This is a genomic window from Mycobacterium cajalii (genome assembly GCF_045809005.2).
Classification (GTDB): domain Bacteria; phylum Actinomycetota; class Actinomycetes; order Mycobacteriales; family Mycobacteriaceae; genus Mycobacterium.
This window is the reverse complement of sequence record NZ_CM141436.1, coordinates 1,788,686-1,808,291: the sequence shown is the minus strand read 5'-3', so window position 1 is coordinate 1,808,291 and position 19,606 is coordinate 1,788,686. Positions and strand designations below refer to the sequence as shown.

The window sequence follows — 19,606 nt, the reverse complement described above, 5'->3', positions numbered from 1 at the left end:
CATCGGATAAACGGATTTCATCGCCTTCACGGATGACGCCTGAACGCATACCCGTCATCGCGACAAAGCGGGGCCGACGATCGAATCCTCGGCCAAGACGGCCCCGCAAAGGTCCACGCCCAGCTGTCCATGCCACAACAGGTGGAACAGCACCGGCAGCACCATGATCGCTTCGCCGACCGATCTCACACCGGCCATCAGTGGCCGCGCCGAGTCGAAGGCCGCTTGCAACGCCGCGGCGACCGCCGGGCGGTAAACCCGTGGATGTCGATACCCGGACAGCCACCTCAGGTTCGCCGTCACCACCGGATCTGCCTCGCCGACACGCCGATAGGTCCATCCGAGCGAACGGCACGCCTGATCCGATCGATCGAATAACTCAGCATCAGCTTCCGATATTCGGTTATCGCTGCGCACGTCGAGAACCCTCGCGGATCCGTCGGACAAACGTACGAAGTAGTCTGGCACGTGGTGCCTGCCATCACCCCAATGCAGTCGGAACGGCTGCGAAGCAACGCCAATGACCGCGGGATCGGCATCCAGCGCCATCAAATGGTCGCGCTCCACCCATGACTCATAGCCGATGTGCTCACGAGTCTTCGAAAACCACCACAGCCCTGGATAATTGCTCTGTCCACGAAACGACGGGAATCCGCGGATAGGTGAGCAGTCCAAATCAAAGGCCACCGCGGCGCACTCGGCTAGCGGCAAGCGCGAGTAACCTCCGGTGGAGTTGAGTTCAAGCTCAACACCACCGTTGACCCGGGGCCACAGCGCTGCCGGCGACGTGCGCACCAAACAACGGTACCGGCCGTGCCTCAAATAGATTGACAAAGACACGCCGATACCCCAGATGCGGCGGCAATACCCAACGTCGGATGTCAACGGACACCTGCGGTGGTTCCCTCGGCGCCGAGCAAAGCCCGACGCCGCCCTCTGGGACGCATGGAGTTGTTCCGTCACGTGACGGGTTCCGATCCTCGGCGCCGAGCAAAGCCCGACGCCGCCCCCGTTATCGGCACTCCACACGTCCAGCGCGCCGCAGTTCCGATCCTCGGCGCCGAGCAAAGCCCGACGCCGCTGAGAGCTCGCTGCAGCTGCCGGACTCGCTCGCCGTTCCGATCCTCGGCGCCGAGCAAAGCCCGACGCCGCTCGGAAAATCCCGATCGCAAGCGTTTTCGATATCAGGTTCCGATCCTCGGCGCCGAGCAAAGCCCGACGCCGCCAAGCCACCTGGACCGAACGCGAACGCCGATTCTTCGTTCCGATCCTCGGCGCCGAGCAAAGCCCGACGCCGCTTTCTTCGCCGGCGCGGTCGTGACGCCTTTTTTGGGTTCCGATCCTCGGCGCCGAGCAAAGCCCGACGCCGCCCGGCCGCCCAGATCGGCATCGACGAGATCAACCGAGGTTCCGATCCTCGGCGCCGAGCAAAGCCCGACGCCGCCCAGTCGTCGTCGTCGATGTGGTCGATTTGGGCAGGTTCCGATCCTCGGCGCCGAGCAAAGCCCGACGCCGCGTAGTCGACGATGAACCGCACTCCGTCGACGGTCATGTTCCGATCCTCGGCGCCGAGCAAAGCCCGACGCCGCCCGAACAGTCCCGCCGGCGGCCCGCCGCGGCCGGGGTTCCGATCCTCGGCGCCGAGCAAAGCCCGACGCCGCGTCATGGATGAGACGGGGTTCGCCGCGGTCCTCAAGGTTCCGATCCTCGGCGCCGAGCAAAGCCCGACGCCGCCCTGGTTAGGCGCTTTTCGTTTTCGCCCGTCCACTGTTCCGATCCTCGGCGCCGAGCAAAGCCCGACGCCGCCTGCGCGGGACCGACGTCATCACCAACACCACCGATGTTCCGATCCTCGGCGCCGAGCAAAGCCCGACGCCGCCTGATTGCGCGCTGCACTGTCGGATAGGGACGCTGTTCCGATCCTCGGCGCCGAGCAAAGCCCGACGCCGCTGAGCGGTGGCCCCGGCGTTCGCCAATCCCTCCATGTTCCGATCCTCGGCGCCGAGCAAAGCCCGACGCCGCGATGTCGTCGTTCTCATAGAGGACGTTGACCAGTCGGTTCCGATCCTCGGCGCCGAGCAAAGCCCGACGCCGCGCTATCCAGCTGGTGGGCAGTTCGCCGCTCATTTGGCGTTCCGATCCTCGGCGCCGAGCAAAGCCCGACGCCGCGTCATGGATGAGACGGGGTTCGCCGCGGTCCTCAAGGTTCCGATCCTCGGCGCCGAGCAAAGCCCGACGCCGCCGTCGAAGACAACCTCGTCGAGCTCGTCCCCTCACTGTTCCGATCCTCGGCGCCGAGCAAAGCCCGACGCCGCCCGGGCGACATCCCCGACTTCATGGAGGGATTGGCGTTCCGATCCTCGGCGCCGAGCAAAGCCCGACGCCGCGTCCCCGGTGGACATTTCCACGTTTCCGCTGGTAGGTTCCGATCCTCGGCGCCGAGCAAAGCCCGACGCCGCGTCGACACGACAGGTTCCCACCTATTACTGCAGCCGTAGTTCGGGGTTGGAGTGTTTCGGCGTGTCTACGCTGGTAGAAGCGGTGGCCGGGGCATTGTTCGGAGTTTGTGACAACTACTGAATATGCCGCGGCCGCCGCGGCTGCCAGCGTAGACCCTGACCGGTGGTGGGCGCAGTTTTCGGAGGTGATCGATCGGATCGCGCCGCGGTTTACCCGCCACGAACCCCTGCGGCATGCCGCAGCACTGATGGCCGGGATGGTCTCGGGGCTGGACCGCAAAAATTGCTGGACGATCGCCGAACATCGCGGTGATGCCACCCCGGACGGGTTGCAGCACCTGCTGGCCCGCGCCAAGTGGGACGCCGATACGGTCCGTGATGATCTGCGTGATTACGTCATCGACGCTTTCGGTGATCCCGACGCGGTGCTGATCATCGACGAGACCGGCGACGTCAAGAAGGGCACCGCAACCGTCGGTGTGCAACGCCAATACAGCGGCACCGCCGGGCGCATCGAGAACTCCCAAGTCGCGGTGTACCTGACGTATGCCGCCCCACGCGGGCATGCCCTGATCGACCGCGCACTGTATCTGCCGCGCTGCTGGACCGAGAATCCGGATCGCTGCGACGAGGCGGGAATCCCCGGCAATAGCAGGGGGTTTGCGACCAAACCCACCCTGGCCAAGCAGCTGATCTCACGGGCCGTGGAGGCGAAGGTCCCCGCGGCCTGGGTGGCCGGCGACGAGGTCTACGGCGCCGACCCCAAGCTGCGTGCCGCCATCCGCGGCCACGGGCTGGGTTATGTGCTGGCCGTGGCCGCCAACCGGCGAGTACCCACCTCAGCTGGGCCGATCCGCGTCGACCAACTCCCCGCGCAGCTGCCGCCGTGGGCGTGGCAGAAACACTCCGCCGGCGCAGGCAGCCACGGGCAGCGCTACTACTCCTGGGCCTGGATCACACTGCTTGCCGAAGACGACACCGACACCGGCTGCCACCAGTTGCTGATCCGACGTAACGACACCACAGGCGAGTTGGCCTACCTGCGCTGCTACGCCCCACGCCCCGTTACCCTGCACACCCTGGTCACCGTCGCCGGTCAACGCTGGCGCATCGAGGAATCCTTCCAAGCCGCCAAGGGCCTGACTGGCCTCGACCAGCACCAGGTCCGTCGCTGGCGCTCCTGGCAGCGCTGGACCACTCTGGCCATGCTCGCCCACGCCTTCTTGGCCGTGGCCACCGCTGTCGAACGCGACACCCACCCCACCCCAGTCGGACTGATCACGTTGACCGTCAACGAATTTCGCCGCCTTTTCGACATGGTCCTGTTGACCACCCGCCGCACCATCGCCAGCCTGCTGGCATGGTCACGCTGGCGACGACGACATCAATACCGAGCCCAGCTATCCCACTACCAGCGACAAGAAAACCAATGATCACGAACTACGGCTGCAGTACTATGCAGCTCCCCTGTTCCGATCCTCGGCGCCGAGCAAAGCCCGACGCCGCCCCCCTCCGCGATCAGGTCACAGCTCGACAGCAACGCGTTCCGATCCTCGGCGCCGAGCAAAGCCCGACGCCGCATCAGCCAGCGGCCCTCGTGGTGGGCGGCCTGCACGTTCCGATCCTCGGCGCCGAGCAAAGCCCGACGCCGCCCGCTGCCGTTCGTCGTCGTGTAGTTGGCGGACAGCGTTCCGATCCTCGGCGCCGAGCAAAGCCCGACGCCGCCTAGATGAGATGATCTGTCTCGATGACAAGATCAAGGCGTTCCGATCCTCGGCGCCGAGCAAAGCCCGACGCCGCCGGTGGTAGATGCGGCGGCTCGGCGGCCGCATGCTGTTCCGATCCTCGGCGCCGAGCAAAGCCCGACGCCGCCGCCCGCTCGTAGACGTCGTCGGCGACGGGGTTGATGTTCCGATCCTCGGCGCCGAGCAAAGCCCGACGCCGCTGCGTAGCGCACCACGCCATGGTCCGGGTCGACTAGTTCCGATCCTCGGCGCCGAGCAAAGCCCGACGCCGCCGCTGATCGTCCAGTTGAGCCAGGCGGCGGCCAAGATGTTCCGATCCTCGGCGCCGAGCAAAGCCCGACGCCGCCCTTCGCGACCAGCATCTTCCCACTTGGCCGCGCCGACTATCAACATATCAAGGAGCATCTCGGCGCTAGCAGCGCCCGATCTGCGGGCGGTTCGACCGCAGATCTCATGTCTAGGTGGGGTCCGCCCAGTCACAAGATAACCGGACGCCGCCAGTCAACCTCGGGCCCGCGCCCCAGCGCCACCACGTGGTGTTGATAGGGCTCACGAAGTCTGTAGATCGCCACTCGATCAGCGGTCGGGTCGATGACTCTTTCGAGGTCATGAACCAAGAGACGGATCTCGCGCTTCTCCAAGCGGCACTCAAAGACCGACTTCTGAACGCGCTGGCCGTATCCCTCGCAGACCTTGGCGACCTCCCGCAGACGGCGTTCCCCATCAGGCGACACGGTACTGATGTCATAGACCAGCAGGATTTCCATCCTCAGCGTCCTGTCGTCCTGTACGGAAAGTAGTGCGTCAGATCGCCACGGAGGTAGCGGGCGAGGAGAAGCGCCTGTAATCCGGGCACCTTTCGCCGCTCAATATCTTGTTCGACCACGCGGTGCGAGACTGCCGCCCGCATATGCGAATCGAAGGCAGCGAGGAACGTCGCGCGACCATCGTCGGTCAACCGCCAGGCACCAGTCGGTTCGACAGTGAACGATTTCGCTGTTATTTGCCGCCGGTTGATCAGAGTTAGAACGAGCCGGTCAACGAACGGTGCCCGCAGTTCTTCCATCAGGTCAAGCGCAAGCGATGGTCGGCCGGGCCGGACCGAGTGCAGGAAGCCAACTTGGGGGTCCAGTCCAACGTGTTCCGCAGCGGCTAGGCACCGCGTCCGAAGCATCGCGTACCCGAACGACAGCAGCGCATTGACGGGATCCAAGGGTGGTCGACGGACCCTACCGGTGAAAGTGAAGCCTTCGGGTGACAGCAGACTCGACCACTCCGCGAAGTAGCGCTTCGCTCCAATCCCTTCAATTCCGCGCACAGTGTCGAGATCGGACACCGATCTGACCTGTTCAGCGAATCCCGCAAGCTCATCTGCCGCACCGCGAAGCGCCTCGCTGTACGCCGATCTATCCTTCGCCGCGTCAAGCAACACCACGCGAGTATTAAGCACCTTCGCGGCGACAACGACTTTAGCAATATCGAGGCATCGATCGCCGTCCACCGCAGCACGCCACTGCTCCATCCGAAGCAGCACATTCCCATGCGTAGGTGTACGTAACCCAAACCGGAATCGCCCACCGCGTGTCAACCACGAAACGTCGATTCCATCCTCGGCGCACCTTGCCATCGCGAGTGTGGACAGCGTGACGTTGCCAAAGCAGACGATCGATTCGATGCTCCGCACCGGAGCCCGCACCGTCGGCAACTCGGGTCGGCGCACCTCGAACGCATCGTGATCAAGCGCCACAAACGTCCCTACGGTGGTGAGGTATAGGCTCCGGCGGTTATCGGCGATCAGGGGCACCATGTCGCTCCATGTAGACCACGCTGGCGGTGCGAGTCGTCAACTAAACGGGGCAAGCAAGATCCGTTCAACGAGCACCCCGGGCAACGGGAATCATTCGCCGGCCGCGGGAGCCTCTGCTGCTCTCCACGCGCAGTGCGAATCGCGGCGGCAGCAGCGCGCACGGCTGCTCTTCGATCCTCACTGCCCACGTCTACGTCTTGGAATGTGTTGCTGGCGGCCAGGTAGAGGCGGCCATGCGCAATTGAGATGCCAAGCATTTCTTCAAGGCAGATCGCCTGTCCGACAAGCTGGATTACCGCTGCGTGGTGCGACCGCCTCCCCGACTTGTGTTCAACCGGAGTGAATCGTTCACCCTCGACCACGATGCGGTCACAGCGACCGCGCAACCGGTGTACCTCAGAAGCGACGTCCACTGCCCAGTAGACCTGTACGCCGTGGCGGCTCTCGTGGCCCACAGTGTCGACACGTTGATGCTCGAGGTGACCCCTGGTCGTGTCATCGTTGTCGGCGAAGTGCTGCTCGTGATGGATGATCGCCCACTGGCGCGGGCAGTAGACCCAGTGCTCGATCTCAGACAGCAACACCCAGTCGTCGTCAGTCACCGATGAGACTGTGGGTAATGCCAAGCGAGTCCAGCCCCTCGATGTCGACGTTGACTTCGTAGTCGCTGAACTGCCGCGCTGGGCCCTCCACCTTACGTGTGATAGCAATACGGCTGAACAGCCGATCCGCGTGGCATCGCCCGTAGCGGTCTTCATGGCTGAAGATGTGGATTCCACGACACCCCGTCATACCGCGCGACGACGACCGATCGAGCGACCACATGCGTTGCAGCGCATCCCAGAACACTGCGAGGTCCTCCTCGCCGAAACCCGTCTTGTCAGCAAACGAAGGTGTTACGAACCCCTGTACACGGAAAAGCGCGTACGGTACTACGTGTTTCGAGCCCATTTCACGATCCTTGCCACCCTTCACCCCCGTAGTAAGCTTCTCCAAATCCGACTCCTTCGTCACCGCGACGCGGGTAATCGTCAATTCAGAAGGCTGCACGGGTTCGACGCTCGTGCTGATACCGGTGATCTGGATTGGCCCACGAAGTTGGCCCGCCGGATGGTCGCCGGTCGACATCACGGCGCCGAAGGCGCGGACATCGTAGTAGCGTCGCGCGAGTTCGGCGCCGACTTTCTGCTGTTCGGCAGCAGGGCGCTTGTTGTTCGGCTTCATGCCAAGGGCTACCGACGCGACACGGTGCCGCTGGTTGAGGGCAACTGCCTCGCCGACATAAATTTCGAAGCCCTCGCGACCCGCGTAGGCATCCCCGATGAACGATCGCACTTTTCGTTTCACCGCCACGTCGGTGACCCATGCATAACCAGTCTCGGGATCACTGCGCGGCGCATTTCCGTTGTCCGGGTCTCCGTTTGGGTTACCGCCGGTGACGTCGTAAAGCATCACGAAATCGTGACGTCCCCCAATGTTGAGATGGGCAGACTTTGTCATATCACTCCTCCTCAGAAGTTGTTTCAGCGGTATCTGCCTGCGTGCGATGGAAGCGCGCTTGCCGTTCGTCCCAATAGCCGAGCGCGAAGTCGGCCTGTTGTTCGAGGCTAAGGGCGGTCGGCCAACCACCCGCCTCGATCATCAGCGCGGTCAGCTCTCCCAGCCGGCGAGAGATTGCAATTTGCGCTCCCCTACCCTTGCCGTCCGGCGATCGACCAGCCTTCGCCAGGTGGTGATTGGCGGTTTTGTAGAGACCCGCGAAGACTTTTTTCGGCGTCGTCGAGGCGCTGGCATAATAGCGGTCGACGATCGTGCGGTTAATGTCGTAACCGAGTGCGGCGTGTTGGGCGGCTTCAAGCTGAGAAAGTATTCGGCCGCAAAGCACTGCAGCTATGTGGGTTTCGCCCATCCGGTCCTCCTTGAGGTGTGCGTAGAGGTTGAGGCATGCGAGGCGACTGCCGACTGCTGTCCAGTCGATATTGTCGCCGTTGCGAGGAGTTGGCACGGCCCGGCAGCGGTCAACTAGCGCTGCCAACACCGAGCGTGGCAGTGGTGTCCCGGCCACCGCTGCGCGGGCGAGTGCTTCGACGATTCGGTCCTTCCGCGCCTTCCGCGCATTGCCTTCGCCGGGCGGAACGGCGGCCTCGGCAAGGTGCCAGATCGCGGGCCACCATGTCTTGCCGTCTCGTCCTGGTCGGGCGATGAGGTCAAACCAGCGTGTTGTGTGTCGCTCGACCTCGGCCAGCGTGCTGACATGATCGAATCGGACAACGACGCGGCCTTCAGTCAACGACAGACCAAGCAGGCGGAAACTGTCCGACGACGATAGTCCGCGCCGGCCAGTCCAGGGTGAGGCGAGGAGCGCTCCGACATCGTCTTCATGCGGCTGTGCGATGAAGTTGATCGGATCGAATGCCAAGTCGGGAGCTAGCCACCACACGAATGTTAGGTCGCCAATCCGACGGTGGTGATGGTCGTCGGACAACAACCAGTTGAGTGCCTGGTGGCTGCGGATCGCCACAGGAACCGCGATCTGCGCGCCGCCGGATTGCTTCGCGTTGTAGCGTTCCGCGGCAGCAAAGTTCGCAGAGACCAAAGCTTGAGGAGTTCCAAGCTTGACAGATACACCCGGCATTTTTCTGGCCAGTCGCGATCGGCTGCCCGAAACCTGACACACTCCTTCTGCTTCCCCGCTGATGTCGTCGCTGGCGATTTCTGCCCACCACTTGCGGACCGCAGGCAACTCGGTCGGATCAACGCCGCCGACCCTGAACGCGATCCGGGCGTTAGCTTCAGGCAGTTCACCCGTGTCGTTGAAATCGCATGGAATACCCCGAGTCTTGAATTGTTCGAGAGCCTGATCACGGTCACAAGCGAACTTGGCAATGACGTGGAGGGACTTTGCGGCCGAGATGTCTTCCGCTTCTATCGTTTTCATCGCTTCATCGAGCCGATCTACGAATGCAGCGTGGCAGCGCAGCGCCTTCGCCTCGTCACCGGTACGCTTCGGCAGGCCAAGGACGTACTGACCGTTGTCGCATGCCAAAAATGCCCGGATACCGCTCGTTCGGCCGAACTCCGGAACGGCTCGGATCGTTTCATCCGGAGCGGTGTCGACGATGGACAGGCATTGGCCGTCAGTATTGAGGTCGACGAGGAAACGGACCCGCTTGCGCTGGTACCCGATCGGAGGTAATCGGTCCTCAGCAATGAGCCGACCGTACAGGTCGTCGAGACTACCCAGCAGCATCATCGCCCCCTCAGCCGCGCGGGGACTGGAACATCGTCAAGCACGCCGCCGCTAACGGTCGCGTTGAAAAACTCAGGCTCGGTCAAACTTCCGCCGTCGCCGTGATAGCCCAGGTCGAGACTCATCGGGCCAATAGGAATAGTCAGCCCGGAAAGTGGCTGCGTTGCAGTCAGATCGACCGGTGCGAACGATGCGGCATACTCCCGCAAGCCGAGATAGGGCGGTGAGAATAAGGCGCCGCGCTCAACCCGCCGACGGAACTGATCGCGGTACTTGGCAACCGGGTCCGACGTGTGCGGTCGAAGCGACGGCCGCGCGAAAATGACGTAATCGACATCCCGGAGAAATAGGTTATGCCGTTGCGTCCGATCCTCGAGTACGTCGATCCTACCGCCCCGTGTAGCGCGCTTCTTGACCTCGTTACGGGTCATCGAAACCCATCGCGGCTCGGCGAGGACCCAGATTCGGGTGATGATCCAGTCGAACTCGGGCTTCCAGAAGATTGACGAGAGCACACCCACCGCTGCTGGCGGTGTGATCGCTGGGTAAGACACACGCTCTGTTGCGTACTCGGGCCGCGTGAAGCAGGCAAACGGCCCCCACACCCGTACCACGACTTCGTCAGGATGGCGGTTCACCAGATCAGAGCCTCCGTTTCCTTATCAAGCGAAAGGCCATACATTGCGTCATATGGGCCGCGCCATACCATTACTCCTCCGTCCCGTTCTTCAATGAGTTCTTTGCAGCGATTCAACTCTCGGGCACGAAGCGACACCATGTACTTCTGCAGCTGTCGCAGCAATCGACGCCGAGAAACCGGGTCATCGGGGATGTCCGTCTGCTCCGGATCGAAGCTGCCATAAGGAACAAGCACGGGGCTCGTTTCGTCGGCGATCACGCGGTACCGCTCAGCAACGGTCTTGAAGTTCAGCAACTCACGCTCGCGCTGTATCTCCAGCTTGTCCAGCTTGTCGCGGGTGGCGTGAATTAGCTGGTCGTAGTATGTTTCCAGCGTTTCCGGCGCGAACAAGTCGGCCCCGGAATGCAGAAGTTCGCGAGTGATCTGCGTGCCGATCTTGTATTCGTCCGGCGGAACGCGGCCGTCCACCGGATCCATCACGACCAGTTTCCCGCTCTCCGCGAGACCGTGGCGGTTAACGCGTCCCGCAACCTGGACAATGGCCGGCAGCGGGCCGTATGCGCGGATCGCGACTGGAAAGTCGATGTCGATACCTGCTTCGACGAGCTGTGTTGACACGAGCGTGCACGGCTGACCGCCTCGAAGTCGCGACATGACCGTGTCCAGCACATCGACCCGATGCGCCGGACACAGCCGACTCGACAGGTGCGCCAGCCCTGGCCGTCCCACCAAGCGGTTACAAACTTCGCGGGCGTCGGCAATGGTGTTCAGGACGACAAGACACTGTCCGCTGTGTTGATCGCTTTCGGTGGCAACCCGTGACCCAAATTCGTCCCATGACAAGCGATCTCGGATGACATCTGCGTCGGTGCGGTCGAAGACATTGTTCCGATTCTCGGCGTCGAGCAAGGCCCGACGCTCGACTCCGTCTACAGTCCCGATCTTGTTGAACGGTGGCTGCGTTGCCGTCGTAAGGACAACCGAGCATCCGTAAGACCTGACAAGTTCCCGGAGAACATCCAGCGTCGGGACAAGAAGTCGCCAGGGCAGCGACTGCACCTCGTCCAGAACAATGACGGACTGCGCCAAACGATGCAGCTTGCGAGTTCGACTGGGGTGGTTATCGAAGAGAGACTCCAACAACTGGACCGTGGTTGTCACGATGGCGCGGGCATCCCAGTTCTCTGCTGCAAGCCGAGACCAAAGCCCAGCACCAGCTTGCGACTCGTTCGCCGTGAACATGCCGGAGTGATGCTCAAGAACGACCGGCGAGCCCGACCCATCCTCGAGCAATTTTCTATAGACGTTCGCAACCTGCTCAGTCACCGAAATGAAGGGAACCGCCGTCACCACGCGGCGCTGACCATTGGTGGCCGCGTGGCGCAGGGCGAATGAAAGCGCGGCTATGGTCTTACCCGACCCTGTCGGCGCTGTGAGTTCGAACCATCCTGGCGGGTCGGTGGCCCTTGACATCACCTGCTCGAAAATTTCCGTTCGAGCCCGCGCCACCGGATCATGCTGTCGCTCCACTAGTTCAATTCTGCGCCCCACGTCACATCGGTTGTCGAGATCGCTTAGCCCGCTCAGTTGCGGAAACGCCCTCAAGCCTTGGCGAAAATGATCCTCGGTATCTAGCCTGTCAGCGTCGATAAGCGCCGAGAACACCATGCGGAGCCAGAATTCCATTCGGCGCATGCCAGCTGCGTCAGTGCTGGAGGTGGGGACAAACCGCGGCGGAATTACCGTCTGAACCTCGGGAGGTGTGACGCCCAGCGTCTCAGCATATGCAATCGCGGCTCTTTGGCCCTCTGTTGGTCCACCCGCAATTTTCAAGCGCAAATCGGCCGCGTTCGGAATGCCGCCGTGATGACCAGCGATAACAAACGCACATGCCCCCAAGCCCCACTCTGTGCAAATGAACGCGCCGGCGTGCTTGTGGTCGACCGTCTCCAGGCTGCTTCCTGCAGCTGCCGCCGCGAGGTAGCGCTGCCACGCCGGGTCGGCCTTGCCCAGGTCGTGGACTTTTCCAACAAATTCACAGGCGTCAGCCGAAACGAACGCCGCTCCGAACTGACCGGACCGCCGTCCGGTATCCGCCAGGTGGTCCGCCAATGAATGCCACTGACCGCTGTCGTTCGGCGAATGAGCGGCGAGCACAGGTGGCTGTGTGGCGACGCCTAGGTCAGCCCGGCTAGATTCAGCTCGCCCGTCATGCGATGAGGTTGTCATGGCCACGAGCGCAGCGTAAGCGAACGGTCTGACAAGCCATGGCGCATTCGTTGACGCGGGGCGCGCGTCAGATGTGTGCTTCCCCCGAAATCGTGGAGGGTTTCCTATGCCGCTGCCGGCTTGGCTTGGATTCCCTGATTTGTAGGTGAATCTTGTTGATCTTGATTGTGGGCTGATCAGGAGTAGCGATCTTTGAGTAGCGCATGCGGTGAGCGTCGGTTTGAAGTAGGTCGCAGAACCCTCGTCGACCGCCACGATCTCCACCGCATGCGTCCACGAATACCGCGAGCCGTGCCCGAAGTCATCCGGTTAAGCGCGGTTAAGCGCGATTAAGCGGGTTTTCCGTCGGGCGGTAGTTCTCGCTGATCGAGCCGCGCCGGAAATGCCGGCCGCGGCCAACTCACCACCTATGCATGCCGCCGTCGCTCCAGGTCGCGCATCGAGCGCAGCGCCGTTCACACCCGCTGCCCTGCGACCAGCCTCGACCCACGTCACCAACTTTCGCGTCAGCCGCCAGATTGCGAGTGTCTGGCGGCAACCCCTTGGCCGCATAGGGGTTACTGGCCGATCGCGTCGGGGTCGTCGGCGAACGCCTCGGCGGCCTTGCGGGCGAGCCCGATGGCGGTGCGGGCCCACTGCGGTGTCGCCCCGCCCAGGCCGCACGCCGGGGTGACCCCGATGCGGTCGCGCAACGCCGCCCGGTCGAACCCGAGCCGGTCGGTCACCGCGACCACCGACGCGGCCACCTCCTCGGCCGACGGGCGTTTCTCCGGGGCCGCCGGGGCTTTCGCGGCGACGACACCGAGCATGACCGTGCGGCCCGATTCCACGAACGCCGCGATGCCGTCCAGGTCCGCCGCGCGCAGCGTGTCCACATCCACCGACACGGCGCCGATGATGCTGCGCTGCAACAGGTCCCACGGCAGTTCGGGGGCGCAGCAGTGCAGCACCACGTCGGCCCCCACCGTCGCGGCACAGGTGTCGAGCAGTGCGCCCGCGACCGCCTCGTCCAGCGCGGGGACCGCGCTCAGCGACGTCACCCCGGTCAGCCGCCCGCCCAGCGCCGTCGGCAGCGACGGCTCGTCGAACTGCACCACCACCGGTGTCTCGAGCCGACGGGCCAGCGCCGCGCGGTGCGCGGCGACACCTTCGGCCAGCGACGCCGCCAGGTCGCGCAGCGCGCCGGGGTCGGTGATCGCCCGGTGCCCGTTGGCCAGCTCCAGCCCGGCGGCCAGCGTGATCGGCCCCGGCGCCTGCACCTTGACCACGCGTCCCCCGCCGCGCAGACCGGCGGTCTCCCAGGCTTCTTCGAGCGCGTCGGAGTCCTCGTCGAGGAGGCTGACGGCCCGGCGGGTCACCGCGCCGGGCCGGGCGGCGACGCGGTAGCCGCGCGTCGTGGTGTCGATGGCCACGTCGACCAGCAGCGCGCCGGCCCGGCCGATCAGGTCGGCGCCCACGCCGCGGGCGGGCAGCTCGGCGATGTGGGCGAGCGCGCCCGCCAGTTCGCCGACGACGACCTCGGCCGCCTGCCGCGGGGTGACGCCGGGCCAGGAGCCGACGCCGCTGGCGGTTGCGAAGGCACTCACCGGGCAACCGTATTCGACGCCACGTGGGACTCACCCCGCCAGGGGTGTTTGCCGGGGGCCCGCCCGGGTAGTTTCAACCCTGGAACGGACGGTGTGGCGGATGGTGAGATTCACGCGGCCCCTGCTGATCACCGGCGCGGTGGTGCTCACCGCGGCGTGCACGCGGGTGGTGGACGGCACGGCGCTGCCGGGCTACGGCGCCACCCGGCATCCCGTGCACGGCGTCGATGTCGACACGGTGCTGCTGGACCAGCCCCGGATGCGCGCGATCACCGGCGCCGGCGAACACCTCACGATCATTCCGTCGATGGACGGCATCACCCCGGTGGACATCGACGCCCTGGCCGACAACGCGCCGCCGCAATGCCGGTTCCTGTTCGCCGAGACCGCGACGTTCGGGCCCGACATCGAGGAGTTCCACAAGACGACGTTCCAGGACCCGCCCGAGGGGGCGCTGATCTCGGAGGGCGCCGCCGCCTACCCGGACGCCGACACCGCCCGGCGGGCGTTCGGCGCGCTGGTGACCAGCGTCGGCAACTGCGCCGACAGCGCGGCCGGCCAGCTGCTCGTCGGCGACTGGCAGGCCGACGCGAACTCGCTGCACCTGCGCCCCGGCGGCTGCGGGCGCGACTACCGGGTCCTGTCGGTGGCCCTGCTGGAGGTCACCTACTGCGGCTTCCCGCAGTCGGTGTCCGACATCGTGATGACGAACATCGTCGCCAACGTGCCGAATTAGCGCCCGGTGCCGGCAACGGTCCCGGCGATGGTGGCGCTGCCGATCACCTCGTCGCCGCCGGCATCGGGCCGGTACAGCACCAGCGTCTGGCCGCGCGCCACCCCGCGCAGCGGGTCACGCAGCCGCACGACCAGCTCGTCGTCGACCAATTCCGCTACGGCACTTGCCGTTTCACCGTGCGCACGCACCTGGACCGCGCATTCGATCGCGCCGGACGGCGCGGCGCCGGCGGTGAACACCGGCGCGCGCCCGACCAGCTCGTCGACGTCGAGGTCGGTCACGCCACCCACCCGCACCGTGGCGGTCTCGGCGTCGATCGCCGTCACGTAGCGCGGGGCGCCGTCGGGTCCCGGCCCGGCGATGCCCAGGCCCTTGCGCTGCCCGACGGTGAAGCCGTGCACCCCGTCGTGGGTGGCCAGCACGGCGCCGTCGGCGTCGACCACGCTGCCGGGCCGCACCCCGATGCGCTCGCCCAGGAAGGTCCGTGTGTCCCCGGACGGGATGAAGCAGATGTCGTGGCTGTCCGGCTTTTCGGCGACCGCCAGGCCGCGCCGGGCGGCCTCGGCGCGGATCTGCGGCTTGGGCGTGTCCCCGATCGGGAACACCGCGTGGCGCAACTGCCCGGCGGTCAGCACCGCCAGCACGTAGGACTGGTCCTTGTCGCGGTCGACGGCGCGGCGCAGCCGCCCCCCCGACAGCCGGGCGTAGTGGCCCGTGGCCACGGTGTCGAAACCCAGGGCGAGCGCCCTGGCCGACAGCGCCGAGAACTTGATCCGCTGGTTGCAGCGCACGCACGGGTTGGGTGTCTCGCCGCGCGCGTAGGACGACACGAAGTCGTCGATCACGTCCGCCTGGAATTTCTCGGCGAAATCCCAGACATAGAAGGGGATTCCGAGAACGTCGGCGACCCGGCGCGCGTCGGCGGCGTCTTCCTTGGAGCAGCAGCCGCGCGACCCGGTGCGCAGCGTGCCGGGCGCGGCCGACAGCGCCAGATGGACGCCGACCACGTCGTGCCCGGCGTCGACCATGCGGGCGGCGGCCACCGAGGAGTCCACGCCGCCGCTCATCGCAGCGAGGACCTTCACCTACGAGGCCCCCGCGGCGGCCAGGGCGGCACGGCGGGCGCGGTCCACCGCGGCGGGAAGCACCCGCAACAGCGCGTCGACGTCGGCGTCGACGCTGGTGTGGCCCAACGAGAACCGCAGCGAGCCGCGGGCGCCGGCCGGGTCGGCCCCCATCGCGATCAGCACGTGCGACGGCCGGGCGACACCGGCGGTGCAGGCCGAACCCGTCGAGCACTCGATCCCGTTGGCGTCCAACAACATCAGCAGCGCATCGCCCTCGCAGCCGCGGAAGGTGAAGTGCGCGTTGCCGGGAAGGCGCAACGGATCGGGCGCGCCGTTGAGGCTGACGTCGTCGACGGCGGCCAGCACGCCGTCGACCAGCCGGTCGCGCAACGCCCGCAGGCGCAGGCTGTTGGATTCCAGGCCGTCCACCGCGATCCGGGCCGCCGCCGCCATCCCGACGACACCGGCCACATCGGCTGTGCCGGAACGGATGTCGCGCTCCTGCCCGCCACCGTGCGAGAGCGGCACGCAGCCGACGTCGCGGCGCAGCAGCAACGCGCCCACGCCGGCGGGCCCGCCGAACTTGTGCGCGGTCACGCTCATCGCCGACAGCGCGCCGGCGGAGAAGTCGACGGGCAGCTGGCCCACCGCCTGCACGGCGTCGCTGTGCATCGGGACGCCGAATTCGGCGGCGACGGCGGCGAGCTCGGCGACGGGCAGCACGGTGCCGACCTCGTTGTTGGCCCACATCACCGACACCAGTGCGACGTCCTCGTGGGCCTGCAGCACCTCGCGCAGCGCGGCCGCCGAGACCGACCCGTCCGGGGCCGTGGGCAGCCAGGTCACCCGGGCGCCCTCGTGTGCGACGAGCCAGTTCACCGCGTCCAGGACGGCATGGTGTTCGACCTCGGTGGTCACGATGCGGCGGTGGCGCGGATCGGCGTCGCGACGGGCCCAGTAGATGCCCTTGACGGCCAGGTTGTCGCTCTCGGTGCCGCCCGCGGTGAAGACCACCTCCGAGGGCCGCGCGCCCAGCCGGTCGGCGATGAGCTCGCGGGATTCCTCGATCCGCCGCCGCGCCACCCGCCCGCTGGCGTGCAGCGAGGACGCGTTGCCGACCGAGCCGAGCACGGCCGTCATCGCCTCGACGGCCGCGGGGTGCATCGGGGTGGTGGCAGCGTGATCCAGGTAGACCATGACGCGCCCCACGTTACCTGCCTGTGTCAGGCCACCAGCACGTGTCCGTCGCCCTGGCGCCGGGAGGCCCCCGCGGCCACCGCGGACTGACAGCGGCCGGCCAGGTCCCGCCGATCGGCGCCCGGCAGCTGCAGGGCTTCGACCTGCACCCGCGCCAGCGTGCGGCGCACGGTGAGCAGGCGGCGAATCGACCGCGGCAACGTCTCGTCGCCGACGAAGGCCGGCACGGTCGACACGCTGCCGTCGGCGTGGTGGTAGGTCAGCCGCAGCGGCTGCACCGGGCGCCCGGTGTCGACGGCGGCCTGGAACATCGCCGGGTAGAACGACCCGCGGCCCTGGTGCGATCCCCGGGCCTGTCCGCACCAGGTGGTGCCCTCGGGGAAGGCCACGACCGTCTGCCCCGCGCGCAGCCGACCGGCGACGGCGTCCACCACCGCGGGCAGGCGCCGCAGGCTGGACCGCTCGATCGGGATGATCTTCAGGATGCGGGCCACCACACCGGTCCCGCGGCCGGTGAACATGTCGGCGCGGGCCACGAACGACCCGGGCAACACCGAACCGATGGCGAAGACGTCCAGCCACGACGTGTGGGGGCTGACCACGAGCACCCCGCGCAGATTACGGATCGGGTTGCCCGACACCGTGATCCGCAGGCCGAAACAGCGCAGCACCAACCGGCAGTACAGCCGCTGGACGCGGGTCCGGCCGGGCAGGGGCACCGCCAGCAGCGGCAGCCCCGGCGCCAGCAGCAGCGCCAGCGTGCAGCGCAGCGCCACCCGCAGCGCCACCCGCAGGCGGGACTCGTCCTGCGCGGTGCCCGGGCCGATGCAGCCGACGTCGCACTTGTTGTGGGGCAGCCAGGCGTGGCCGGTCGCGGGATTCACCGCGGGCCGCCGGCCGCGTCGGAGGTCAGCTGGGAGGCCGCCGACACCGACCGCAGCCTGCGCAGGTACCGGGTGTCGGCGCGCCGCTTGTCCAGCAGGACGCAGAAGTCCCCGACGCCGAAGGCCGGGTCGTGAGCGGGCTCGCCGCAGACCTGGGCGCCCAGCCGCAGGTAGCCGCGCAGCAGGGCGGGAACCGAGGGCCGCGCCGGCGCGGGGATGTCGTCGATGGTCCTGCCGTCGAGGACCACCGGCCGGCGCGGATGCACCCGGTACCGGGGCGGCGCGGCATGGCGGCTCAGGATGAAGTCGCGGACACCGCGCAGTTGGCTGCCCGGCGCCTCGTCCCCGATCGGGACCGAGACGCACCCCGTCACGTAGTCGTGGTCGCAGCGGTCGAGGTAGGCCAGGATGCCGGCCCACATCAACAGCACCACGCCGCCGTTGCGGTGGCCGTCGCGCACCACGGCGCGGCCCATCTCGACCAGCGACGGCCGCAGCGGGTCGAACGCGCGAAGGTCGAACTCGGTCTCGGTGTAGAGCCCGCCGGCCGCGATCGCGCCCGCCGGCGCCAGCATCCGGTAGCAACCCACCAGCTCGCCGCTGTCGTCGTCGCGGACCAGCAGGTGGTCGCAGTACTCGTCGAACCGGTCGACGTCGCGCCGGTCGTAACCGCTGGCCGGCAGGACGAAGCCGGGGGTGCTGCTGAGCACGTCGTAGCGGAGCCGCTGCGCCGCCTCGATCATGGCGGGGTCGGTGGACAGCAGCAGGGAGTAGCTGGGGCCGGCCGCCGCGCCGGCCGGTTTGTCGCCGGGTATGAGGACAGAAGCAATGCTCATGTCACGACCGTGTCGCAACCGTTCGGCGAGTCGGCATCGGCGCGCTGACGTGTCGGTGCACGTCAGATGACGAAATGCACGCGCGCGGGGGCGCCGGGGCCCGGCCGCGGTTAACCTGACGCCCACAGGGGTAGGCCGGTTCACGTAGCCGTCACCGGCCGTTCGGATAGGGCGTGAGCACCATGTGGCGTAACCCACCGGAGGCGCGATGACGGCGGCGCGGCGGTGGTGTCTCGCCGACCAGCTGGGCCCGCACTTTCTGGACCGGCCCGACCAGTCGGTGCTGCTCATCGAGTCACGGGCGGTGTTCGAGCGCCGCCGCTTCCACCGGCGCAAGGCCCACCTGGTGCTGTCGGCGCTGCGCCACCGCGCGGCCGAGCTCGGCGACCGGGCCGAGTTCCTGCAAACTCGCACCTACGGCGAGGCGCTGGACCGGATCACCGGCCCGGTCAGCGTGTGCCGGCCCACCTCGTGGGCGGCCGACCGCTTCGTGCGGTCGCGGCCGGGGATCGAGGTGCTGCCCGCCCGCGGGTTCTGCACGGGCCGGGCCGAGTTCGGCGAGTGGGCCGGGCGGCGTAAGGCCCTGCGCCTCGAGGACTTCTACCGCGACGCCCGCCGCCGGTTCGGCATTCTGATGGACGGCGACGGACCCGCCGGGGCCGGTGGAACTTCGACGCCGGCAACCGGCGCATGAACCGGCCGCTGGCCGGGCTGCGGCGGCTGGCCGACCTGGACGACGTCGTCGCCCAGCAGCGCCGGCTCGGGCGGTCGGCGCCGTGACGGGCGGCGCCGTCATGCTCACCGCCGAGAGGGTGATCGCGGCGCCGCCGGCGGCGGTGTGGGCGCTGCTGGTCGACCTCGACGCGTGGCCGCGGTGGGGTCCGACGATCCGGCGGGCCCGGCTCGACGAGCCCCACACCGAACTGGGGTTGCACGCGACCGGCACGGTGCAGACCTCGCTGCTGGTCACGGTGCCGTTCGTCGTCACCGAATTCGACCCGGGCCGGCACTGGGCCTGGAAGGTGGCCGGGGTGCCGGCGACCCACCACCGGGTCGACCCGCTGGGCGACGGCGCGCGGGTGAGCATCGCGGTGCCGTGGTGGTCGGCGCCGTATGTGACGGTGTGCTCGGTCGCCGTGCGCCGCATCCAGAAGATGCTCACCGGCTAAA

General features: G+C 66.8%; 17 protein-coding genes and 2 CRISPR repeat arrays. Of the genes, 4 read left to right on the top strand and 13 right to left on the bottom strand.

The window, feature by feature from the left end:
• Positions 1–54 precede the first annotated feature (54 nt).
• Positions 55–795 (bottom strand): TnsA-like heteromeric transposase endonuclease subunit, encoded by a 741-nt coding sequence (locus ACJ512_RS08675; RefSeq protein WP_067255671.1) that lies wholly within the window; start codon positions 793–795, stop codon positions 55–57.
• A 101-nt stretch (positions 796–896) separates the two neighbouring features.
• Positions 897–2,459: direct repeats of the CRISPR family, unit length 37 nt; unit sequence GTTCCGATCCTCGGCGCCGAGCAAAGCCCGACGCCGC.
• A 188-nt stretch (positions 2,460–2,647) separates the two neighbouring features.
• On the opposite strand from ACJ512_RS08675, the gene ACJ512_RS08670 reads away from it, so the two are divergent.
• Positions 2,648–3,892, top strand: coding sequence for an IS701 family transposase (locus tag ACJ512_RS08670; protein ID WP_407689811.1), 1,245 nt, complete (start codon positions 2,648–2,650; stop codon positions 3,890–3,892).
• Between the two features lie 36 nt (positions 3,893–3,928).
• Positions 3,929–4,550: direct repeats of the CRISPR family, unit length 37 nt; unit sequence GTTCCGATCCTCGGCGCCGAGCAAAGCCCGACGCCGC.
• 130 nt (positions 4,551–4,680) lie between these two features.
• Here the strand turns inward: ACJ512_RS08670 and cas2 are convergent.
• The 8 genes from cas2 to ACJ512_RS08630 all read right to left on the bottom strand — a co-directional run bounded on the left by cas2 (position 4,681) and on the right by ACJ512_RS08630 (position 13,716).
• Positions 4,681–4,971 carry a CRISPR-associated endonuclease Cas2 gene (gene cas2 / locus ACJ512_RS08665; RefSeq protein ID WP_407687467.1) on the bottom strand — a complete coding sequence of 97 codons (291 nt, stop codon included), beginning with the start codon at positions 4,969–4,971 and terminating at the stop codon, positions 4,681–4,683.
• Positions 4,972–4,973: 2 nt separating this feature from the next.
• Entirely contained in the window at positions 4,974–6,011 is a 1,038-nt protein-coding gene (gene cas1c / locus ACJ512_RS08660; RefSeq protein WP_407687466.1) for a type I-C CRISPR-associated endonuclease Cas1c, read from the bottom strand.
• The gene (gene cas4 / locus ACJ512_RS08655) at positions 5,999–6,613 is read right to left on the bottom strand and encodes a CRISPR-associated protein Cas4 (protein WP_407687465.1); all 615 of its coding nucleotides are present in this window, start codon (positions 6,611–6,613) and stop codon (positions 5,999–6,001) included. The genes cas1c and cas4 overlap by 13 nt, the downstream gene beginning before the upstream one ends.
• A complete protein-coding gene (gene cas7c / locus ACJ512_RS08650) occupies positions 6,606–7,511 on the bottom strand; it encodes a type I-C CRISPR-associated protein Cas7/Csd2 (RefSeq protein WP_407687464.1) in 906 nt (301 codons plus the stop codon). Before cas7c ends, cas4 begins: the two co-directional genes overlap by 8 nt.
• Before the next feature lies 1 nt (position 7,512).
• On the bottom strand, positions 7,513–9,264 hold the full coding sequence (cas8c, locus tag ACJ512_RS08645; RefSeq protein ID WP_407687463.1) for a type I-C CRISPR-associated protein Cas8c/Csd1: 1,752 nt from the start codon (positions 9,262–9,264) through the stop codon (positions 7,513–7,515).
• Positions 9,261–9,899 carry a type I-C CRISPR-associated protein Cas5c gene (gene cas5c, locus ACJ512_RS08640; RefSeq protein ID WP_407687462.1) on the bottom strand — a complete coding sequence of 213 codons (639 nt, stop codon included), beginning with the start codon at positions 9,897–9,899 and terminating at the stop codon, positions 9,261–9,263. The genes cas8c and cas5c overlap by 4 nt, the downstream gene beginning before the upstream one ends.
• Complete coding sequence (gene cas3, locus ACJ512_RS08635) at positions 9,896–12,058, bottom strand: CRISPR-associated helicase Cas3' (protein ID WP_407687461.1); 2,163 nt, start codon at positions 12,056–12,058, stop codon at positions 9,896–9,898. Before cas3 ends, cas5c begins: the two co-directional genes overlap by 4 nt.
• Before the next feature lie 629 nt (positions 12,059–12,687).
• On the bottom strand, positions 12,688–13,716 hold the full coding sequence (locus tag ACJ512_RS08630; RefSeq protein ID WP_407687460.1) for a uroporphyrinogen decarboxylase/cobalamine-independent methonine synthase family protein: 1,029 nt from the start codon (positions 13,714–13,716) through the stop codon (positions 12,688–12,690).
• Positions 13,717–13,816: 100 nt separating this feature from the next.
• Here ACJ512_RS08630 and ACJ512_RS08625 point away from each other — a divergent pair, with 100 nt between their 5' ends.
• The gene (locus ACJ512_RS08625; RefSeq protein ID WP_407687459.1) at positions 13,817–14,452 is read left to right on the top strand and encodes a sensor domain-containing protein; all 636 of its coding nucleotides are present in this window, start codon (positions 13,817–13,819) and stop codon (positions 14,450–14,452) included.
• Here ACJ512_RS08625 and mnmA read toward each other — a convergent pair.
• The 4 genes from mnmA to ACJ512_RS08605 are packed head-to-tail and all read right to left on the bottom strand — an operon-like array spanning position 14,449 to position 18,436.
• Positions 14,449–15,537: a tRNA 2-thiouridine(34) synthase MnmA gene (gene mnmA / locus ACJ512_RS08620; RefSeq protein WP_407687458.1), complete on the bottom strand. Its 1,089-nt coding sequence runs from the start codon at positions 15,535–15,537 to the stop codon at positions 14,449–14,451. The two genes, ACJ512_RS08625 and mnmA, sit on opposite strands and share 4 nt — an antisense overlap.
• Positions 15,538–16,716, bottom strand: coding sequence for a cysteine desulfurase family protein (locus ACJ512_RS08615; protein ID WP_407687471.1), 1,179 nt, complete (start codon positions 16,714–16,716; stop codon positions 15,538–15,540). It abuts the gene before it with no gap.
• Between the two features lie 26 nt (positions 16,717–16,742).
• On the bottom strand, positions 16,743–17,600 hold the full coding sequence (locus tag ACJ512_RS08610) for a lysophospholipid acyltransferase family protein (RefSeq protein ID WP_407687457.1): 858 nt from the start codon (positions 17,598–17,600) through the stop codon (positions 16,743–16,745).
• Entirely contained in the window at positions 17,597–18,436 is an 840-nt protein-coding gene (locus tag ACJ512_RS08605; RefSeq protein WP_407687456.1) for a GNAT family N-acetyltransferase, read from the bottom strand. Before ACJ512_RS08605 ends, ACJ512_RS08610 begins: the two co-directional genes overlap by 4 nt.
• A 208-nt stretch (positions 18,437–18,644) precedes the next feature.
• Here ACJ512_RS08605 and ACJ512_RS08600 point away from each other — a divergent pair, with 208 nt between their 5' ends.
• Complete coding sequence (locus ACJ512_RS08600) at positions 18,645–19,130, top strand: cryptochrome/photolyase family protein (RefSeq protein WP_407687455.1); 486 nt, start codon at positions 18,645–18,647, stop codon at positions 19,128–19,130.
• An 82-nt stretch (positions 19,131–19,212) separates the two neighbouring features.
• Positions 19,213–19,605, top strand: a complete 393-nt coding sequence (locus tag ACJ512_RS08595) for an SRPBCC family protein (protein WP_407687454.1) — start codon at positions 19,213–19,215, stop codon at positions 19,603–19,605.
• The last annotated feature ends 1 nt before the right edge of the window (position 19,606 follow it).

Excerpts from the sequence above, each read along its gene's own strand:
- cas2 (WP_407687467.1), bottom strand. The coding sequence starts at position 4,971 with ATGGAAATCCTGCTGGTCTATGACATCAGTACCGTGTCGCCTGATGGG.
- cas1c (WP_407687466.1), bottom strand. The coding sequence starts at position 6,011 with ATGGTGCCCCTGATCGCCGATAACCGCCGGAGCCTATACCTCACCACC.
- cas7c (WP_407687464.1), bottom strand. The coding sequence starts at position 7,511 with ATGACAAAGTCTGCCCATCTCAACATTGGGGGACGTCACGATTTCGTG.
- cas8c (WP_407687463.1), bottom strand. The coding sequence starts at position 9,264 with ATGATGCTGCTGGGTAGTCTCGACGACCTGTACGGTCGGCTCATTGCT.
- ACJ512_RS08625 (WP_407687459.1), top strand. The coding sequence starts at position 13,817 with ATGGTGAGATTCACGCGGCCCCTGCTGATCACCGGCGCGGTGGTGCTC.
- ACJ512_RS08615 (WP_407687471.1), bottom strand. The coding sequence starts at position 16,716 with ATGGTCTACCTGGATCACGCTGCCACCACCCCGATGCACCCCGCGGCC.
- ACJ512_RS08605 (WP_407687456.1), bottom strand. The coding sequence starts at position 18,436 with ATGAGCATTGCTTCTGTCCTCATACCCGGCGACAAACCGGCCGGCGCG.
- ACJ512_RS08600 (WP_407687455.1), top strand. The coding sequence starts at position 18,645 with ATGACGGCGGCGCGGCGGTGGTGTCTCGCCGACCAGCTGGGCCCGCAC.